Source organism: Bordetella sp. BOR01 (assembly GCF_019218885.1).
Taxonomy (GTDB): domain Bacteria; phylum Pseudomonadota; class Gammaproteobacteria; order Burkholderiales; family Burkholderiaceae_B; genus Bordetella_A.
Genome location: NZ_JAHUWT010000001.1, coordinates 1,263,018 through 1,280,477 on the forward strand (window position 1 = coordinate 1,263,018; position 17,460 = coordinate 1,280,477).

25 protein-coding genes are annotated in these 17,460 nt (G+C 62.2%); 18 read left to right on the forward strand and 7 right to left on the reverse strand.

Annotation, left to right across the window (positions count from 1 at the left end):
• Window positions 1-157 precede the first annotated feature (157 nt).
• On the forward strand, window positions 158-898 hold the full coding sequence (locus tag KW845_RS06015; RefSeq protein WP_218368231.1) for a hydrogenase maturation nickel metallochaperone HypA: 741 nt from the start codon (window positions 158-160) through the stop codon (window positions 896-898).
• 366 nt (window positions 899-1,264) lie between these two features.
• Here the strand turns inward: KW845_RS06015 and KW845_RS06020 are convergent, their stop codons facing one another.
• The 3 genes from KW845_RS06020 to KW845_RS29645 all read right to left on the reverse strand — a co-directional run bounded on the left by KW845_RS06020 (window position 1,265) and on the right by KW845_RS29645 (window position 3,416).
• Window positions 1,265-1,741 carry a hypothetical protein gene (locus tag KW845_RS06020; protein ID WP_218368232.1) on the reverse strand — a complete coding sequence of 159 codons (477 nt, stop codon included), beginning with the start codon at window positions 1,739-1,741 and terminating at the stop codon, window positions 1,265-1,267.
• Window positions 1,728-2,198: a helix-turn-helix transcriptional regulator gene (locus tag KW845_RS06025; protein ID WP_218368233.1), complete on the reverse strand. Its 471-nt coding sequence runs from the start codon at window positions 2,196-2,198 to the stop codon at window positions 1,728-1,730. Before KW845_RS06025 ends, KW845_RS06020 begins: the two co-directional genes overlap by 14 nt.
• Before the next feature lie 501 nt (window positions 2,199-2,699).
• Entirely contained in the window at window positions 2,700-3,416 is a 717-nt protein-coding gene (locus tag KW845_RS29645; RefSeq protein ID WP_218368235.1) for a LexA family transcriptional regulator, read from the reverse strand.
• Between the two features lie 76 nt (window positions 3,417-3,492).
• On the opposite strand from KW845_RS29645, the gene KW845_RS06040 reads away from it, so the two are divergent.
• Window positions 3,493-3,759 (forward strand): helix-turn-helix domain-containing protein, encoded by a 267-nt coding sequence (locus KW845_RS06040; protein ID WP_218368236.1) that lies wholly within the window; start codon window positions 3,493-3,495, stop codon window positions 3,757-3,759.
• 28 nt (window positions 3,760-3,787) lie between these two features.
• Here KW845_RS06040 and KW845_RS06045 read toward each other — a convergent pair whose 3' ends face one another.
• Window positions 3,788-4,237 carry a hypothetical protein gene (locus tag KW845_RS06045; protein WP_218368237.1) on the reverse strand — a complete coding sequence of 150 codons (450 nt, stop codon included), beginning with the start codon at window positions 4,235-4,237 and terminating at the stop codon, window positions 3,788-3,790.
• A gap of 226 nt (window positions 4,238-4,463) precedes the next feature.
• Between KW845_RS06045 and KW845_RS06050 the strand changes: the two genes are divergently transcribed.
• The 3 genes from KW845_RS06050 to KW845_RS06060 are packed head-to-tail and all read left to right on the forward strand — an operon-like array spanning window position 4,464 to window position 6,047.
• A complete protein-coding gene (locus tag KW845_RS06050) occupies window positions 4,464-5,099 on the forward strand; it encodes a hypothetical protein (protein ID WP_255592393.1) in 636 nt (211 codons plus the stop codon).
• Window positions 5,092-5,613 carry a DUF1367 family protein gene (locus KW845_RS06055; protein ID WP_218368238.1) on the forward strand — a complete coding sequence of 174 codons (522 nt, stop codon included), beginning with the start codon at window positions 5,092-5,094 and terminating at the stop codon, window positions 5,611-5,613. The genes KW845_RS06050 and KW845_RS06055 overlap by 8 nt, the downstream gene beginning before the upstream one ends.
• Complete coding sequence (locus tag KW845_RS06060; protein WP_218368239.1) at window positions 5,610-6,047, forward strand: hypothetical protein; 438 nt, start codon at window positions 5,610-5,612, stop codon at window positions 6,045-6,047. Before KW845_RS06055 ends, KW845_RS06060 begins: the two co-directional genes overlap by 4 nt.
• A gap of 32 nt (window positions 6,048-6,079) precedes the next feature.
• On the opposite strand, the gene KW845_RS06065 is transcribed toward KW845_RS06060, so the two are convergent.
• Window positions 6,080-6,724, reverse strand: coding sequence for a DUF4145 domain-containing protein (locus tag KW845_RS06065; protein WP_218368240.1), 645 nt, complete (start codon window positions 6,722-6,724; stop codon window positions 6,080-6,082).
• A gap of 228 nt (window positions 6,725-6,952) precedes the next feature.
• Here KW845_RS06065 and KW845_RS06070 point away from each other — a divergent pair, with 228 nt between their 5' ends.
• The 5 genes from KW845_RS06070 to KW845_RS06090 all read left to right on the forward strand — a co-directional run bounded on the left by KW845_RS06070 (window position 6,953) and on the right by KW845_RS06090 (window position 9,764).
• On the forward strand, window positions 6,953-8,044 hold the full coding sequence (locus tag KW845_RS06070; protein WP_218368241.1) for a hypothetical protein: 1,092 nt from the start codon (window positions 6,953-6,955) through the stop codon (window positions 8,042-8,044).
• A 151-nt stretch (window positions 8,045-8,195) separates the two neighbouring features.
• A complete protein-coding gene (locus KW845_RS06075; RefSeq protein WP_218368242.1) occupies window positions 8,196-8,447 on the forward strand; it encodes a hypothetical protein in 252 nt (83 codons plus the stop codon).
• The gene (locus KW845_RS06080) at window positions 8,444-8,692 is read left to right on the forward strand and encodes a hypothetical protein (protein ID WP_218368668.1); all 249 of its coding nucleotides are present in this window, start codon (window positions 8,444-8,446) and stop codon (window positions 8,690-8,692) included. The genes KW845_RS06075 and KW845_RS06080 overlap by 4 nt, the downstream gene beginning before the upstream one ends.
• Complete coding sequence (locus KW845_RS06085; RefSeq protein ID WP_370628184.1) at window positions 8,677-9,123, forward strand: RusA family crossover junction endodeoxyribonuclease; 447 nt, start codon at window positions 8,677-8,679, stop codon at window positions 9,121-9,123. Before KW845_RS06080 ends, KW845_RS06085 begins: the two co-directional genes overlap by 16 nt.
• Entirely contained in the window at window positions 9,120-9,764 is a 645-nt protein-coding gene (locus KW845_RS06090; protein ID WP_218368244.1) for a DNA-binding protein, read from the forward strand. Before KW845_RS06085 ends, KW845_RS06090 begins: the two co-directional genes overlap by 4 nt.
• A gap of 163 nt (window positions 9,765-9,927) precedes the next feature.
• Here the strand turns inward: KW845_RS06090 and KW845_RS06095 are convergent, their stop codons facing one another.
• Window positions 9,928-10,266, reverse strand: coding sequence for a hypothetical protein (locus KW845_RS06095; RefSeq protein WP_218368245.1), 339 nt, complete (start codon window positions 10,264-10,266; stop codon window positions 9,928-9,930).
• Between the two features lie 130 nt (window positions 10,267-10,396).
• Here KW845_RS06095 and KW845_RS06100 point away from each other — a divergent pair, with 130 nt between their 5' ends.
• A complete protein-coding gene (locus KW845_RS06100; protein ID WP_370628185.1) occupies window positions 10,397-11,032 on the forward strand; it encodes a putative metallopeptidase in 636 nt (211 codons plus the stop codon).
• On the opposite strand, the gene KW845_RS06105 is transcribed toward KW845_RS06100, so the two are convergent.
• A complete protein-coding gene (locus KW845_RS06105) occupies window positions 11,029-11,436 on the reverse strand; it encodes a hypothetical protein (RefSeq protein ID WP_218368246.1) in 408 nt (135 codons plus the stop codon). The genes KW845_RS06100 and KW845_RS06105 overlap by 4 nt on opposite strands.
• Before the next feature lie 110 nt (window positions 11,437-11,546).
• On the opposite strand from KW845_RS06105, the gene KW845_RS06110 reads away from it, so the two are divergent.
• Genes KW845_RS06110 through KW845_RS06140 form a run of 7 tightly spaced genes read left to right on the forward strand, consistent with a single transcriptional unit; the run spans window position 11,547 to window position 17,458 of the window.
• On the forward strand, window positions 11,547-12,008 hold the full coding sequence (locus KW845_RS06110; protein ID WP_218368247.1) for a DUF2280 domain-containing protein: 462 nt from the start codon (window positions 11,547-11,549) through the stop codon (window positions 12,006-12,008).
• Window positions 11,986-13,266 (forward strand): phage terminase large subunit, encoded by a 1,281-nt coding sequence (locus KW845_RS06115; RefSeq protein WP_218368248.1) that lies wholly within the window; start codon window positions 11,986-11,988, stop codon window positions 13,264-13,266. The genes KW845_RS06110 and KW845_RS06115 overlap by 23 nt, the downstream gene beginning before the upstream one ends.
• On the forward strand, window positions 13,266-13,469 hold the full coding sequence (locus KW845_RS06120; RefSeq protein WP_218368249.1) for a hypothetical protein: 204 nt from the start codon (window positions 13,266-13,268) through the stop codon (window positions 13,467-13,469). The genes KW845_RS06115 and KW845_RS06120 overlap by 1 nt, the downstream gene beginning before the upstream one ends.
• A complete protein-coding gene (locus KW845_RS06125; protein ID WP_218368250.1) occupies window positions 13,466-14,860 on the forward strand; it encodes an anti-CBASS protein Acb1 family protein in 1,395 nt (464 codons plus the stop codon). The genes KW845_RS06120 and KW845_RS06125 overlap by 4 nt, the downstream gene beginning before the upstream one ends.
• A complete protein-coding gene (locus KW845_RS29710) occupies window positions 14,832-15,728 on the forward strand; it encodes a phage minor head protein (RefSeq protein WP_218368251.1) in 897 nt (298 codons plus the stop codon). The genes KW845_RS06125 and KW845_RS29710 overlap by 29 nt, the downstream gene beginning before the upstream one ends.
• 2 nt (window positions 15,729-15,730) lie before the next feature.
• Window positions 15,731-16,996, forward strand: a complete 1,266-nt coding sequence (locus tag KW845_RS06135; RefSeq protein WP_218368252.1) for a hypothetical protein — start codon at window positions 15,731-15,733, stop codon at window positions 16,994-16,996.
• 3 nt (window positions 16,997-16,999) lie between these two features.
• Window positions 17,000-17,458 (forward strand): hypothetical protein, encoded by a 459-nt coding sequence (locus KW845_RS06140; protein WP_218368253.1) that lies wholly within the window; start codon window positions 17,000-17,002, stop codon window positions 17,456-17,458.
• The last annotated feature ends 2 nt before the right edge of the window (window positions 17,459-17,460 follow it).

Consider the following 17,460-nt stretch of genomic DNA (forward strand, 5'->3'; position numbering starts at 1 on the left):
TAGGTGGAATACCTCTTTCGATGAGAGAGAGGCAATCTACCGAGAATTGGAGCGTCGAGGCCAGAAATGCCGATAGCAAGAGGCAACGCTTCATGGATTCCGAGAGGATGGGTTTGCGGCTCAGAAAGCTAAGGTGTTGTCCCGCTGAGGAAACAAAATGGCGTTGATTAAGTGCCCCGAGTGCAGAAAGAGATTCAGCGATAGGGCCGCCGCGTGCCCCAACTGTGGCGCGCCCCAGGTACTTGCCATCCAGGCTGCCGAGGATGAGCGGGTCAAGCGGCGTAAGGCTCTCTTGTTGATTGCGGGCTTGGTAGTTGTCTACCTAGTGGTTTCCGGTGGCAAAGATGAAACCAAGACAACTAGCTCGACGCCTGCGATTGATCCTGCGGCTCAGCCCACACCCCTGGTAGAAATACCCCCGGCACCGACCTCATCGGCATCATCTACGCCTTCGAAAGAGCCAACGGTACCTGCTTCACTTTGGCGGTATAGCTCCAACAAAGACGAGATGCGCGGCGTGACTAACCGGTGGGCGACGCTGACGTCACAGAATGCGCTTTCCTTGGACTTCCCCTACAACGGGGGCTCGGTCCTCAGAATCATTGTCCGGGACATGCCAAAAAAGCACGGACGGGATGTGATACTGGAGATAAGCAAGGGTCAGCTGGATTGCGGGTTTGACGGCTGCCGTGTACCGGTCAAGTTCGACGACAAACCCATCGTTACGTATACCGCATCCCGAGCAGATGGTGGCAATTCGGAGATCATTTTCATTCGGGAAGAGTCGGGGTTCCTTAAGCGCATCAAGGCTTCCAAATCCGTATCAATTGAAGTCCCGATCTGGCGATATGGTGCGGGCCAGTATCGATTCTCGTCCGTCGGCTTGGAATGGAAGTAGTCGACCTTGATGTACGACTATGAATGATTTTTTCACATCAAGGGGGGATCCCGTGAACAGTGATTTCCAACTCGCCGGCATAGCGGCGGTCGGCCTGTACTACCTCGCATGGCCCATCGTTTGTTGGATTGCGTGCGCGTTCTTCTCCGCCTACCTAGCCGGGGAGAAGGGGAGATGGGGCTTCGTGTGGTTCGTCTGGGGTGTGTTGTTCGGGCCCGTGGCTTTGGTAGCCATCGCTGGGCTTCCGCCCCGGGTCCAGGCCGTGGAAGAAATATCGCTGAGAGGGCGGCCAAGCCGGGGGGAAGAGCCGCGGCTGGCGTGAGATGGGCGCCCAAAAGAAAACCGCCCGGAGGCGGTTGACTGACGTCACTCTGGTTGAGCCTTGGAATCTTTTGGTGCGGCAGGCTTTCGAGAGGGCTTCTGGCGTACGTTCAGCACGTTTTTCGAGCAGGCTTCCCAGTCTTTGAATGAGAGCGTCGCAGTGATGCTCGACGGCTCGTCAACACGGAACGTATCGCCAATCACGTGTAGGTTCATGTGAATTAGATCGTCATCAGAAGGCGCTGAAGATCGGATTGGTGGGACATCGATCTTCGCCTTGAGCTTGGTGCCTGCGCGAACCGTAATCGTGGCCACTTGATCGCGTAATACCGATGCGGGCCCGACGACTGCGAGCGCCACAGCAAACTGCGAGAAAGTATGTGGGAACTGTTCAACATCCACGTTGGATTGAAAGACACCAACATATGTGAACTGCCCGCCAACTTCGCTTCTAATGGACTCGCAGAAGATTGGAAAAAACTCGATTTGCCGTTGAGCGGCATCTGCCTTAGTCTTCGTCATCTGCGCAAGCCACCGCAATGATCTGATCGCACGATACGTCGAGCGCCTGTGCCAATTTTTTTACCGTGCTGCTTCGAAGTTCCGCCTTAGAACGCTCAATTCTTGCAATGTAAGACTGCTGCATGCCGGTTATATCGGCTAATGCAGTCTGAGACAGCCCTTTTGATAGGCGCAACTCTGCTAGCGTCCCGGGAGCATCGCCATCATGCTCTTTAAGCATGGAGCTCAATTTTTGGCGTGCGCGGGACAGCGCCTTTGCTCGTCGGGGATCTGCCTCTCGATCAGCAATGAGGCTACTGATTGGCCTTCCTCGCCCATGATGTGGGCGAACGGCTTCTCCGCCGAAAGTGACATGGACCGCCACAACCATCCAACCTTCGGTCTGGTCAGTAGGTTGGAATCCCAAGGGCATCATAGTCCCGAAGGATTCGTTGTATGTGCGGGTGGTGAGTTTCATAATTGGTGTCCCGTTGAATGACTCCAAGCACGTGATACGCTTCACTGCGTGCGTCGTACGCATAGACGACACGCCACGGGAGCAGGGCCCCGCCGTGCTCTGGGAAATCCCATAATTTCAACCTAAGAAGATTTCGTCCTGTACGCCATAACGACACAATCCGGTCCGCCTCAATTGAGGGTTCGGCCATTCTTCGTTCCTGCCGGCGCCACATACGGGCTAAAAATTCACTGTCATTCGCGAGCTCGTCAAACACTGCCTCGATAAGGGCGACGGCATCCTCGGCCTGGGGAGCGCCGGATTCCCACAGCTGATCCAGGTCAGCTTCGGCGCCAGGCTCGATGATCAGTGAGTGCATTATATCTTTTTAGATATGGGCCGTTGATGAAATTATTCAATCGACCCTTTAGTCTTAGTGCGTCTTACAATTATTTGTAACATTCATCCCTTGTGCGAGGCTGATTCCTGCGATCTAGGCGCGAGCGATCGCGGACGGAGCCATCAGAAGTCCTCGCTCCTCCATACCTTCAGCACGCGACCGAAAACCTCAAACTCCATGGTCGCGTCAATGGCCCAGTCGCGGTACGCGGGATTCTCAGAAATAGCCAGTAGCCCCTTGCCGGGCACGCGCTGCAGGCGCTTGATGAAACCCTCGTTGCCGACCCGAAAGAAGTACACGGCATCGAAGTCAACGGAGTTCACGCTGGAATCCAGGATCAGCGGATCGCCGGGATTGAACATCGGCCGCATGGAATCGCCGAAGCCGGTGACGATGCATAGGCTGTTCACCTGCGAGTAGCCGCGCACGTTCTTCTCCAGCCACTCGCGGCTGACGCGCCAGCTTTCTATCACGCCTGGCTGATCCTTCAATTCCACTCCAGCCGCTCCCATCCGTCCGCCCGTGTCATATTTACTGATGGTAACGGAAGATGTCGAGTCGTGGGGAAGTGCGGTTAACCCGGCTGATGCTTCGGCCTGCGGATCATCGACGAGCGGGGCCGCTGGCCATTCTCGCAGGCCCCAGTGGTCTGGCCCAACTACGTCAGAGAAATAGCGCCATAGCTTCGGGAGCTTGTCTTTTCCGATCACACCGCGGTTGAGCCAATCCTGCACGGACGGGGGCGTCACACCAAATTCAGCCGCAACGGCCTTTTGGGTGACCCCTTTCTTCTTGATGGCAGCGCGGATGGCTTGCCCGAGTTGTTCGCCAGTAAGCATTGCCTAATTTCGCCTGCATACCCTAGATACGGCAATGCCTATTGATAATAATTAGGCTTAGCCTTATCATGAATGCATGAACGAGACCATGCAACGCGCCGCCGACGCTTGCGGGGGCCAGGCCAAATTGGCCCGCCTCATCGGCGTCACGAATCCCACGGTGAACCAGTGGGTTCGGGGAATTCGGCCGGTGCCAATCGAACGCTGTCCCGACATCGAGCGCGCAACTGCCGGCGCCGTGACGCGCCGCGACCTGCGCCCGGACGACTGGAAGCGCATCTGGCCAGAACTGGACGAGTCGCGACTGGCTCAGGCCACAGCGCCGGCGGGGGAGGTCGCGTGATGGTTTGCGCTCCATATATTGCCCCCCTTCAGGTGCTTGCATTGCTTGTGCTCACCGTCGCCTTGATCCTGCTCGCCCAAAAACTTTTGCGACTCCATAGGGAAATTGTCGCTCTATCTCGAGTCCTCAGGATTAGCCATTCTTTGGTAGGCCCTGATGCCAACCGATCTGAAGGCACCGCCACATCAATAGCCAGTTCCTCGGAGAAACCATGACTAGGGGTGAACACGCAATAACCGTCTGGCCAACTTGCCTCGGCGCGGGAAATTTCTCCGCTCTGTACGCGAGCCCACTGGTACTGCATTGGCTTCTCGCCCGGATGAATGAGCAGTTGCAGCAGATAGTCACCATCCTCTCTGCGTGTCAGATGAGCATCCAGAACACATGGTCGAGCGGTCCGAGAGCGGTGATAGGCCATTCCCGCATAGAACGCTGCGATCAAGCTAGCCACCGAACCGATGGCAGTCCAGGCATCCATAAGAGTTTCCCCGGCGTAGAAAAGGGTGGCGTAGGAACCCGCGATTCTACGTCTGGCGGGAACGCTCGGGAGGTCGCCAATGCTTGACCCAGACCCCAAAGACGAACGAATTCCCATCGGCCCGGCTGACATCTGACGCCGCACCGGCGTGGTGGCACGCGGGCAATACCCGCCAGCAATCACCGAGCCGCTCGGCTTTCCCGAAAGCCCTCCAAATTCCTTTCCCATGGCCATCACTGTAATCAAGACGTCCCCCAAGGGCATGCGAAACGAGTCGCACAAGTCCCTGATAGCCATCGTGCGTGAGCACGTGTCTGCCTGGCGCAAAGCGCAAGGTTGGTCGCGCGAGACAGTCGTGGCCGAGATAGTGCAGGCCCACGAAGATGTGGGCGGGCCTGCCGCCAGCGGCATCCTGTTTGACCCAGCCACCCGCGACACCTTCGAGCGCATGAAGGTCAACGCCGACCGCGTGTTCCGCTGGCTTGACGACGACAGCAAGGACACGAACCTGCTGCCGGCCAATTTCCTGCCGTCCATCCTGGCGGCGATGCCGCCCGATTGGCGCAGGCAGTGCCTGGACGACATCCTGCGCCCGCTCGGCATGGCCGCACGCACGATGGCGCTGGAAGCCGGGGAGGGCGTCGATATCACCCAGGTGGCCGCCATGATCCGCGAAAGCGCAGAAGCACATGCGGCCACTGCCGCGCTGCTCGGTGGCCAGGCGACGCCGGCCACGATGGCGGCCGCCCACCGCGAGATGTGCGAGGCTATTGTCGCGCTTCGCACGGTGCGGGCGTCCCTTGAAAGTCAGATGCTGATGGCCGGCATGGAAGCGCCCGGGGGAGAGCGCGGCCATGGCTGAAATCACGCTGATCAAGCAAGAGCCGGTCGAGATTTCTGAAGAAGACCGGGCGATCGCGCGCCGCGTGATCTTCAGCGTCATTGACGGCCTGGGCGAGCGAGGGCGCCGCCAATGGCGCCGGTTCTGGAACCGCATCTTCAAGCTGCAGCCCGGCGAAATGCTGGACATCAAGACGCACCAGGAACGGCTGGGCTGGTATCACCGGCGCCACATGTCACTGGAACAACAGATGTTCGAGGCGCAAGAAGCCCTCGAGACATTCCGCACGTTCCGGGCCTGGCTGAAGATCGGCGCCGGCCACGTCGAGTACGTGCCGGGGGAGGGCGGCCAGCTGCAGGCCGTGCCGTTGTCGATCAGTTATGCGGAGCTCGAGCAGGCCGAGATGGAAGCTTTTCATGAAGCCGCTGTGACCTTCTTACGGTCGCCGCGCGCGGCGGCTCAGTTGTGGCCGCACATGTCCGCTGTTGCTGCGGGCAACATCATCGATCGCGTGCTAGGAGGGTTCGGAGAATGATCGTCCAAAAGCAGGCCTATCGGCACCGACCGGAGCAGGGCGTTTTCGGTGACTGCCACCGAACGGCGATCGCATGCATCCTCGACCTGCCGCGCGACGAAGTGCCGAACTTCGGGGAGCACTACGGCAATCCCGAGGCCTTCCGCGCCGCGGAGCGCCACTTTCTTGCCAGTCGTGGGCTGGCCACGGTCAACGTGGTCTTCATGAGATCGCTAGAACAGGTTTTGACGACCATGGGTGCCACGAACCCTGACGCCTATTACCTGCTAGCAGGAACAAGTCGTAGCGGTTGCGGCCATAGCGTTGTTGGCCTTGGCGACCAGATTGTATGGGACCCTTCGCTGGACGATTCCGGCATTGTGGGCCCGATGGATGATGGCTTCTACTGGATTTCGTATCTGGTGCCGCTTTCGACTACACGGAGGGCGGCATGACAGGGTCATATAGTCAATTTGGTGCTCGCTTCTCAGGCGACCGGAGCTTCGGGTTCTTTTGCGGCGGCCACCATTGTAGGCAGCGTGAACAAATAGAGGAGCATGTAGCGCGTCAGTTCGTGCGCCTGAGTTGCTTCTTTCTCGTCAACTCCATCGATCTCGTGGAGCGCATCGTTGCCCACTACGCGAAGATCGTGCGCCCACGCTTGAAGGTCGGGCGTAATTTTGTGAAGTTTCGCCAATTCTTCTATGCGTTTGTAGAGCGTCAGATTCGAGTGCTCTGGCGCCATTGTCTTTGTGGCCAGTTCCAGTGCTCGTCGATCCATTGCGACAGCGGAATCCCAGTGCTTACGCTTCAGTGCCTCGTCCGCTTGGATAAATGCCTTTTGGACCGGCTCAGGGCAATTTTCCGGACTATTTGTGGGGCGTGGCTCAGGGTACAAGCTAATCAAGAAGCAGCCGTGCAATGGAGTGCCCGGGCGCAACGACCCGTCCATTTCCGCCGGATCGTAGCCATTGGTATAGATAGTAGCGACTACAGCTTCCAAGCAAGTATTGCACGTGAAGAGGGTATTCCAGGTTTCACGGGAATTTGGCCTTTGGCTTTGTGCCTTGAGCGTGAAGGCGGCGTTGTTGGCGTGGCAGTGCGGGCAGTTCAGCATCAGGGTGAGAGACATGCTTACTCCTGAGAAAAACGCGACTCATGAAAAGTCTGATGGCGAAGATCATAGCTCGACGTGGGCGCTGCCGCAGATGTCTACGGTCATGCCGATTGCTCTGCGTCCAGCGGCCGCCTTTGCGGCGGGCAGGCGTCTCAAACATGATTGGAAGGCACCAGAACAGCCGCGGGCAGATACGGAAGCGGCGTGGCGTGGGCGGGGGCATTTCAGGGATCTAGCCACGCCATGATCAAGCCCACCCCGTACCCGCCCGATACCCGCGCGAAGGGCTGGCGCTTCGAGTTGGACCACGAGCGCATCCGCCAGTCCGATACCTGGGCCCTGGCCGCGTCGGAGATCCGGCCTTGGCTGCTCATGCTGTGGATGACCGCCTGGGAGCAGACGCCGTGCGGCAGCCTGCCTGACCACGACGAACTGATAGCGGCGCGCATCGGCATGCCGTTGGACCAGTTCCAGGCCGCCAAGGCCCGCCTGCTGCGTGGCTGGTGGCGCGCCGATGACGGCCGCCTGTACCACGACACCATGACCGAGCGTGTCCTGGAGATGGTCGAACGTCGCGATGGCGAGCGTAATCGCAAGGCCGAATACCGAGCCAAGAAGCAGGCGGAGCTAGCCGCGGCCAAGCTGGAACAGGCCGGGACGCGTCCCGATGAGTCCCCCGGTAGTCCGGATTTGTCCCATGGGACAGACATGGGACTCCCAAGGGATTCCGGTGGGAGTGACGCTACCGGAACCGGAACCGGAACCGGTTTAAATAAAAAAGATATAGCGGCGGCAGCGTCTATCGCGGGCGCGGGTGCACACGAGGCCGGCGCCTCGCCGCCGTCGCTTGACGCCGATCTGACTGCCGAACAAAAAGCCACTGCCGTGGCCGCCTGGCTGCGCCGACGCGAAAAGGGCCGCGGGAAGCAGCCGACGGGCACGCAGAGCAACGATCCGCGCATCGCCGCCTGGATCGCCGCCGGCGTCACGGGCCTGCAGCTGGTCGAGGCCTACGACCTGGCCGTGCTTGACCGGGAAAAGACGCAGGACCGCGGTCCCATCACGCCCGGTTTCCTGGACATCTTCGTGGCCAAGGTGCTGAACCCGCCCCAGGCGGCCAGTGCCGTCAACGGCAAGAAGGCCGCGGCGCCGGCATCCGACCCGCTGGCCTGGGCCACTACCTGGCCGGGCATCGTCGCCCAGGGCGCCAAGCTGGGTATCACGCAGGAGCCTGACGAACTGCCGCCGTACTTCAAGGCCAGGGTGGTCGCAGCTGCTGGCCTGTCCAGCAACGACCGGGCACGGCTGCAATCCGACTACGGGGTGAGGGTATGACCACGACACAGCAACCTCTGCATGACCCCCGCCGTTGGGCGCGCAAGATCCTGGCCGAGCAGCAACGCAAAGGCGGGCGCCGATACCCGCCTGCCGTCCTGGCAATGGCGCAGCGCGCCGTAGGCGATCCCATCCACCCTCAGGTGACGGCATGAGCAGCTATCTGGCCATCGGCGTCTGGCCAGTCGTCCGGGAGCAGGGCTGGGGCCTCCTACCGTTCCGGGGCGACAAGGTGCATTACTTCCACCGCGGCGCATTGACGGCCGAGGGCGGCCGCTTCGCGTACTCGACCTGCGGCATGCGCGGCGCCGAAACGGTCCAGGTGCCGCTGCTGGTGCCCGGAAACTTCCCGCGCTGCCGGCGGTGCGCTGACGCGTTGCCGGCTTTCAAGAGGTATGCATGACGCAGGCAAGCACCGTCCAGTGCGTGGGCTGCCGCCTGTTCAGCCTCCAGAAGCACGCCGCCATGGCCACCCAGGGCTTTGGCCGCTGTGATCTTGATGCCGACCACCCAGGTCGGTTCCAGAGCTCAACGTTCCAGCGGTTTTGCTCAAGTTTCGCCGCGGCGCTTGCCCCGGTGGTCGAAAAACGAGTTGTTTGGCTGCGTCAGCAGCAGGAAGAAAGGAGAATGCTGTGCTCGAGTTCGTGATCCCAGGTGTGCCGGTCGGCAAAGGCAGGCCGCGCGCCGCCAAGCGCGGCAAGCACATTCAGCTGTACACCCCGGCCAAGACGGTCACCTACGAAAGCACGGTGGCGCTGGCGGGCTACCAGGCGATGGCAGGGCGCCCGCCGCTGGCCGGGCCTGTCGCCGCCACCTTGACCATTCGGCTGCCGATTCCGGCGTCCTGGTCAAAGCGCAAGCAAGCGGCGGCGCTCACGGGCGCCGAGCTGCCCACCAAAAAGCCGGATGCCGACAACGTCGTCAAGGCCATCTTCGACGCCTTCAACGGCGTGGTGTGGATCGACGACACCCAGGTGGTGGACATGGTGGTGCGCAAGCGCTACGCCGAAGTGCCGGGGGTGGCCGTCCAGATCGCCGCCGTCGAATTCATACCCCAAGACCTGCTGGGAGCCCAATGATGCAATCCACCGCCGCCGTACGACGCGACGATTCGGCCCCCGAGGCCGACGAGCCGCTTTTCTCCAGTGCGCACGCCGCGCTGACCTTCGCCTACAACCACACCATGCAGGCGTATGACGCGCCGACCATGGTGCGGATCCTCAACGACGCGCGCGCCACCGGGAAAGGCCTGGGCGGCATCGACGGCGCTGGCCAGGCCGGTTTCATCAAGGGCGCAGTCAAGGAGCTACCGCGCCTCTACCAGGCCATGCTGGTGGCACGCTTTGCGCCACGCGATGCCGATTGCCCGTGCTGCCGCGGCAAGGTGGATAACCTGGACTGGCTGGCGGCCATCCGCGAAATATCCGATGCGGCGGCCGCGCAGGCGCTGTCTGGCCACATCACGGCCCGAGTGCTGCGCGACGCCATCGTGGCGCGGTACTACGGCAAGAAGGTGCTGCTGGCAGCGGCAGCCGACCGGGCAGGGGTAAGTGCCGATACTGCCACCCGGCAGAACGCGGCCATTGTGCGCTGGTTGCGCGGCACGCGCACGACCCGGTTGAAGGGGGGCGAGCAGGGCGACGGGATCCGGGGCGAAGACGACAAGGCGATGGACGCTATCAGCGCGATTCTGGGTGCGATGCAGCTTTTTCGCACATAGTTGTTGACCTTGCGGATTTTGACTCCTAAAATCCGCCTCATTCACTTATTGTGATTTCGTACGTCCAGAGAAAAGCCCCGAGCGATTGCCGGGGCTTTTTTGTTGGGCGGGCTACCCGAAGCGCTGTAGTTGGGCGAGTTTCATTGAATGCTCCCAGAGGCCTTTACCGGTGAGCGCTCGAGTTCCATTCTGGCCATTCAGGTTGAGAGCGTTCGCAGTTGGATACCCAGTCGGCGACCTGCTGCAGCATTTCTTGCGCTTGGGTGCCGTCTATTTCCTCGGCATTGAGCTTATCCCAGATGAAACCGATAAATCCTTCGACTCGATTTGGATAGGATATGTAATCCTGGTCGAAATTGCCGATTAAATGTGGCGACCCCTCTCGATCGCAGGGGCCGCTGTGCGCCATATGTTGGATATTCCATCCGGTGGATGTCTTCGTGAACCTATAGGTATCTGTATGGTTCCAGCGGCGCGAGTACACAGTGAATGTGTATTCCATGTTTGCTCCATTGTTTGAGAAATGCCGCTGGCCGATCGTCCAGCGCCTTCGGGCGAACGATTGCATTGTGGCCGGCGGCACTTAAAGTAACACGTTGTCACGTTTGTCGCCGCCGCCATGCCAAACGTTTATGCGCGCCATCCACAGGAGCACAATCATGAAAGCTCAACTCGCCTGGCGGCCGCGTCCGCGGGAAGGCTTGGACTTTGGTTGTGTTCCGGCGCCAGAGATTCGCGCCTGGGTGGGCACTCAGGTCCTGGATGAGAGCAGCGAACTTCACAACCCCGACCATGCGCATTTGGCCGGCGCTGACCTCTGCTTCCTGTGGGCCGCTTCAGGCTTCGCCAAGGCCGGCCGCTACGTGCTGGGCCAGGCCGAACAAGTCATGTTCCGCGCAGGCGGCTGGCAAAAGGCGCGCCAGGAACAGCAGATGATCGAATGGTTCGGCCGAGTGCCGACCTTCCTGATCACCTTGGCGGCCGACTACTGCGCCAGCTGCTCTGATGCCGAGTTTTGTGCCCTGGTCGAGCATGAGCTGTACCACATCGCCCAACTGCGGGATCCGTTCGGCGCGCCGGCTTTCTGCAAGGACGGGCGTCCGAAACTGGGCATCCAAGGCCATGATGTCGAGGAATTCGTGGGCGTCGTCCGGCGCTATGGGCCTTCGGCAGAAGTGTCCCGCATGCTGGCGGCTGCCAAGGGCAAACCCGAGGTTCCGCGCCTCAATATTGCCCGGGCCTGCGGCTGCTGCCTGAAAGTCGCTTAACTTGTCTGGTCAGGGCGCTCTTGGGCTTGTTTCTTCGCGGTGAGCCTCAGCTGCTCTTGCATCCGCTCTCCGTCAGCCAGTAACCGATCTCGCAGATCGTCAGCCCCCGCCCGCAGGGTTTCTGCATCAACTCCAAGCGCTTGAGCCATTTCTTCGTACGCCTCCTGCCGGCCGCGCTGGCGTGCCGCTTCGATTGGGTCGTCGCTTTCAGCCTCCCGGGCCATCGCAGCAGCCTGGTCGGCCTTTTCTTGCGAGACTTGGGCACGGGTCTTGATCCGTTCGGACATGGTCCGAACGAGGTTGCCTGCCTTGCCGGCCATATTCTGAACGTGCTTTTTGACCTCGGGTTCGACCGCGACCCATAACCATTTCAGCATGACGCGCACTATAAGGGAGGAGGCCATAACCGCTTCCTTGCGATGTTAGACACCCTTTATATCTGGTCATTGCGCTCCCGCCAATAGGCATTCTGGTAAGGCTACGCCCATTACTGGGGCTATACGGATTTCACAATATGGCGAGGCTGAACGACGCGCAGAAGCGCTACATCGTGCAGGCCTTGGCCTGCTATGACACACCGGCCCAGGTTGCCGAGGCGGTAAAGGAAGAGTTCGGTCTGGACGTCCACCGGGCGCAGGTCGCCCAGTACGACCCCACCAAGGTGTCTGGCCAGGACCTGGCCAAGAAGTGGCGGGACCTGTTCGATGACACTCGCAAGCGGTTCCGCGCCGAGGTGGCCGAGATCCCGATTGCCGACCAGGCCTATCGGATGCGTCAACTGCACCGGATGGTCCAAGAGGCCATGAGGCGCAAGAACATCGTCTTGGCGGCCGCGTTGCTGGAGCAGGCGGCCAAAGAATCGGGCGGCATGTTCACCAACAAGCGGGAACTGAGCGGCCCAGGTGGCGGCCCGATCCCGACAATGCCGACCACCATCGAACTGGTGGCCCCGAGTGTCCAGCAAAGCGAGAATTGAGCTCCCGCCAAAGCTGATCCCGGTTTTCAGCGGCAAGGCCCGGTACCGCGGCGCACATGGAGGGCGCGGCTCGGCGAAGACGCGGTCCTTTGCCAAGATGACAGCCATTCGCGGCTACATGTTCGCGGAGGCCGGCATCAGCGGCATGTTGCTGGGCGCACGCGAGTACATGAACTCGCTCGACGAATCCTCTATGGAGGAGATCAAGGCGGCCATCCGTGCCGAGCCGTGGCTGGAGGCCTACTACGACATCGGCGACAAGTACATCCGGACCAAGAACAAGCGAGTTTGGTACGGATTTGCAGGCCTGCGCCACAACTTGGACAGCATCAAGTCCAAGGCGCGGATCCTGATCGCCTGGATCGATGAGGGCGAGAACGTCAGCGAGACGGCGTTCATCAAGCTGCTGCCCACGGTGCGGGAAGAGGGGCCGGGCTGGAATTCCGAAATCTGGGTGACATGGAACCCGGAAAAGGACGGCAGCCCAATCGACGAGCGGTTCCGCAAGAATCTGCCGCCCGGCGCCAAGATCGTCGAGTTGAATTACACGGACAACCCCTGGTTTCCGCAGGTCCTGGACGAAGAGCGCCGCATCGACCGGGAGCGCATGGACGACCAGACCTATGCCTGGGTCTGGGATGGCGCCTACCGCGAGAACAGCGAAGCCCAGATTCTGGCCGGCAAGTACCGGGTGGCCGAGTTCCAGCCGGAGCTGGGCTGGGATGGCCCGTACTACGGCCTTGACTGGGGCTTTTCTCAAGATCCGACGGCGGGCGTGAAATGCTGGATCCACGACAGCCGGCTGTGGATTGAGTACGAGGCGGGCAAGGTCGGCCTCGAGAACGACGATATTGCCCAGTACATGATCGACCGGCTGCCCGGCATCGAGTTGCACGCTGTGCGCGCCGATTCGGCCCGGCCGGAGACGATCAGCCATGTGAAGAGCAAGGGCAGGGAAGGCAAGCGCGCCAACCTGCCCCGGATCGAGGGCGTGGAGAAATGGCAAGGTAGTGTCGAGGACGGCATTGCCCACCTGCGGTCGTACAAGGAAATCATTCTGCACCCGCGGTGCACCAGAACGCTGCGCGAGGCGCGGTTGTACAGCTACAAGGTCGACCGCCTGTCTGGCGACGTCCTGACGGACATTGTCGACAAACACAACCACTACTGGGACGCCACCCGCTACGCGCTGGCCCCGGTAATCAAGCGCAGCGGGGTCGCAGGTCTGATGCTGCCGAAGCGACTTCGAGGTAGGTAATGGCGATCTTCAAGCTGGCGGCCCTGGATGGCTCCATCGAACTGGTCGTGCGCGCGCGCTGCCTGACCTGCGCGCGGGCGGTGGCCGTGGAGCATGCCGGCACCGAAGGTACGCGCGTGTGGCGCGACCCGAACCTGTCCAGCGTCGAGCTGGTGCGGGAAACGGACAAGACAGCCCTGATTCTCAGGGCGGAGCGGAAATGACGGACAAACTTCAACTGGCAGTCAACCATGCATTGGAAGACTATCGGATGGCGCGCGCCCGCATGGGGCTGCTCAATCCCGGCGGGACCGGCCTGGACCAGAAGCGTGACAGGGCGTGGTGTGAGTACGGGTTTCCGGAAAACGTCAGCTACAGCATGCTGTTCAACCTGTACCGGCGAGGCGGCATAGCCAATGGCGCGGTGAACAAGCTGACCGGCTTGTGCTGGAAGTCAGCGCCCGAGGTCATCCAGGGCGCCGAGGACGATCGCGCCGAGCAAGAGACGCCCTGGGAGCGCGCGATCTCGGCGGTGCTGACGCCGTCCGTGTGGCGCCTGTTCGCCGATGCGGATCGCCGGCGCCTGGTCGGCCGGTACTCGGGTCTGATCCTTAGAATCCGCGACGGCAAGGAATGGGACCAGCCCGTCGAGGGTGGTGAAAAGGGGCTCGCCGGTGTGATTGTGGCGTGGGCCGGCGCGCTCACGGTGGGCGAGTGGGACACCGACACGGCGTCGGAAACCTACGGCCAGCCCAAGTTGTGGAAGTACAGGGAAACCACGATCAACGGGCAGCCGGGGCGGGACGTCAATGTCCACCGTGATCGCGTGTTCATCCTGGGCGACTATTCGGCCGACGCCATCGGCTTCCTCGAACCGGCGTACAACGCCTTCGTCAACCTGGAAAAAGTCGAAGGCGGCTCGGGCGAATCGTTCCTGAAGAATGCCGCGCGTCAGGTGGCCGTCAATTTCGACAAGGAAACCGATTTAAGGAATCTGGCCTCGGTGTACGACGTGCCGCTCGAAGACCTGCACGAACGGTTCAACGAGGCGGCCCGGGAGATCAACCGCGGCAACGACGCCATGCTGCTGACGCAGGGGGCGAGTGTGTCGGCGCTGGTGTCGCAGGTGCCGGATCCCCGGCCGACCTATGACGTCAACCTGCAGACGGCATGTGCGGCAATGGATATTCCGTCTCGCATTCTGATCGGGAACCAGTCCGGCGAGCGCGCCAGCACCGAGGACCAGCGATACTTCAATGCCCGGTGCCAGGCGCGCCGCAGCACCGAGCTGTCGTTCGAAATCGAGGCCTTCGTGTCGCACTTGGTGCGCATCCGCGTGATCAAGCCCCAGCCGCGGTACGCGGTGATCTGGGACGATCTGAACGAGTCCACCGCGACCGACAAGCTGAACAGCGCCAAGGTGATGAGCGACATCAACACGGCGTCGCTGGCCACCGGCGAGCAGGTGTTCGACACGGACGAGATCCGCACGGCCGCGGGCTTCGAGCCCCGCGACGAGGGCGAGCCGCTGGGCGACACCGACGGCGAGGAAGAGGACGAGGATGGCCAGGGCGCCGATCCTACCGGTGAACCAGGTCGACCCGACCGGCGTTGACCGCCTGGAGCGGGGCGCTATGCGCGAGTTCGCGCGGCGCATGCGCAAGATCGGCGACGCCTATCGCACCGCCCTGGACAGGATCCCGGCCGAGCCAGTGGTCAACGAGCGCTACACCTTCCGCCTGGATCAGGCCGTGCTGTCGGCGCTGTATGCCGAGCTCGACATCGTGGTCGACACGGTCCTGCTGGAGGGCGGCGCCAACAGCAACTGGTTCCTGCGGGCGTACGTCACGGTAGCGTACCAGCGCGGCACGGCGCAGGCCTATGTGAACCTGGCCCAGCAGTCGGAGGCCTACCGAGCCGGCCGGATGTCGCTGGACAACCTGCTGCGCTCGCCGCCGTACCAGACCCGCGTGGCCCTGCTGCGGTCGCGCGTGTTCGAAGAAATGAAGGGCCTGTCGGCGCAAGTGAAGGCCGACATGGGGCGAGCCCTGGCTGACGGCCTGGGGCGCGGCCAGAACCCGCGCGTGATTGCCAAGACCCTGACGGAGCAAACGGGCATCGAGACGCGGCGCGCCAGGCGGATCGCCCGCACGGAAGTGCCGATGGCCCTGCGGCGCGCCAGGTGGGACGAGAAGGACCAGGCCGCCGAGGATTACGGCGTGCAGTCGAAGCTGATGCACATGTCGGCGCTGAGCCCGACGACGCGCCCGACGCACGCGGCGCGGCACGCCCGCCTGTTCACGTCCGAGCAGGTGCGCGACTGGTACAGCCAGGACGGAAACGCCATCAACTGCAAGTGCAGCCAGGTCGAGGTCCTGGTGGACGACGCCGGCAAGCCGCTGGTGCCGGCTATCCAGGAGCGGGCGCGCCGGAACTACGAGGTCATGAAAACCAAGGGCAAGGGCGCTTGGACGGAGAAATAGTCATGCCGATGCAAGTCAATATCACCACGCAGGTCAACAAGAAAGCGATCCGCCGCGAGCAGTACAACGGCCGCGAGCATGTCGTCATCCCGAGCTACACGATGCCGTTCGACGTCGTCATGAACGGTGGCCTGTACCCCAAGGACCAGATCGTCGCCAACTACAAGAAGCTGGACGGCACGCTGGCGCCGCTGGGCCACCCCACGGTGAACGGCGCCTTCGTGTCGGCCTTCTCGCCGGAAGGTATCAACCAGGGCCACATCGGCGCCTGGAACCGCAACACCAAGCTGGTGGGCAACCGCGTCTACACCGAAAAGTGGCTGGACGTGGAGTTCGCCCAGAACACAGAGGGCGGCAAGCGCCTGCTGGACCGCCTGAACGCCATCGAGAAGGGCGAGGGCGACCCGATCCACACCAGCGTGGCGGTGTTCCTGGATCGGATCGCCGCCAACAGCGACGCCGACGGCTACGACTGGATCGCCAACATCCGCAGCATCGACCACGACGCCATCCTGCTGGACGAACCTGGCGCCGCGACGCCGGCACAGGGCGTCGGCCTCATGGTCAACGCTGACCAGGCCAAGCCAGTGCAGGTGAATTCCGGCGCGCTGGTGGGCGAGTCCTACCGCGAGCGCGAGCAGCGCCTGGATCGGGCCGCCAAGGAAAAGTTCGCGGCGGCCGCCGACCAGTACGTCTGGGTGGCTGATTTCACGGACTCGCAGGCTGTGCTGATTCGCAATGGCGGTGCCGCCGAGATGTTCGGCTACACGGACGACGGCGGCAAGATCACCTTCGAGGACGCCGGCCAGCCCGTCGTGCGCCAGGAATCCTGGATGGTGGCCGCCGTCAACAGCCTCAAACGATTTTTCAACCAGCAGGCTCGGCCTGCGCAAACCCAGGAGGGCGATATGCCTCTCACCGCTGAAGAAAAGGCCGAGCTGACCACCGAAATCAGCAAAGCCGTCACCGCCAACGTCAGCCAGGCCCTGGCCGACGCCGTCAAACCCGTGTCGGAAGCTGTCGCGGCCCTGCAGAACAACCACAAGGCCCTGGCCGACCAGTTGACCGCCAACGCCCGCGCCGAAGAAGCCGACAAGCGCAAGGCCGTTGCCGAGAAGCATGGCGAGGTCGTCGCCAACGCGCTGTCGGGCGACGCGCTGGACGCCATGTTCAAGTCGCTGGGCGAAGCTGCCACGCTGGCCGGAAACTCCGGCCGGAGCCCGGCCGCCGGCCTGACGGCCGATGTCGCAAACCTGCCGAAGGAGTAACACATGAGCCGCTATCGCCGCATCAACATCGACGGCCAGTCGCTGTACAAGACCGAAACTCGGGTCACCGCCGCGGCCCTTCTGCCGGGCACGTTCGCCGTCATCAACGGTGACGACAAGTTCGCCCAGGCCGCGGAAACCGTCGGGCGTCTGTACGTCATCGACTGCGCCTACCACCAGGGCCTGGGCATCCGCGACGCCGTTCCCGTCGGCGACTCCGCCGTCGGCAACTACGTCGAGGAAGGCCGCGAGCTGGCCATCCTGTGCCCGGCCGGCACCTACGCCAAGGACACGCCCATCAAGCTGGGGGCAAGCGGCCAGGGCGCCATCGCCACCGACGACACCGACACCGTGCTGGGCTACAGCCAGGACGACGCCGTGATCGCCGCCAGCACCACCGACTTCATCCGCGTGCGTTTCCGCGTGGGCACCGTTGCCCCTGCGGACGCCGGCGGCGCATAATC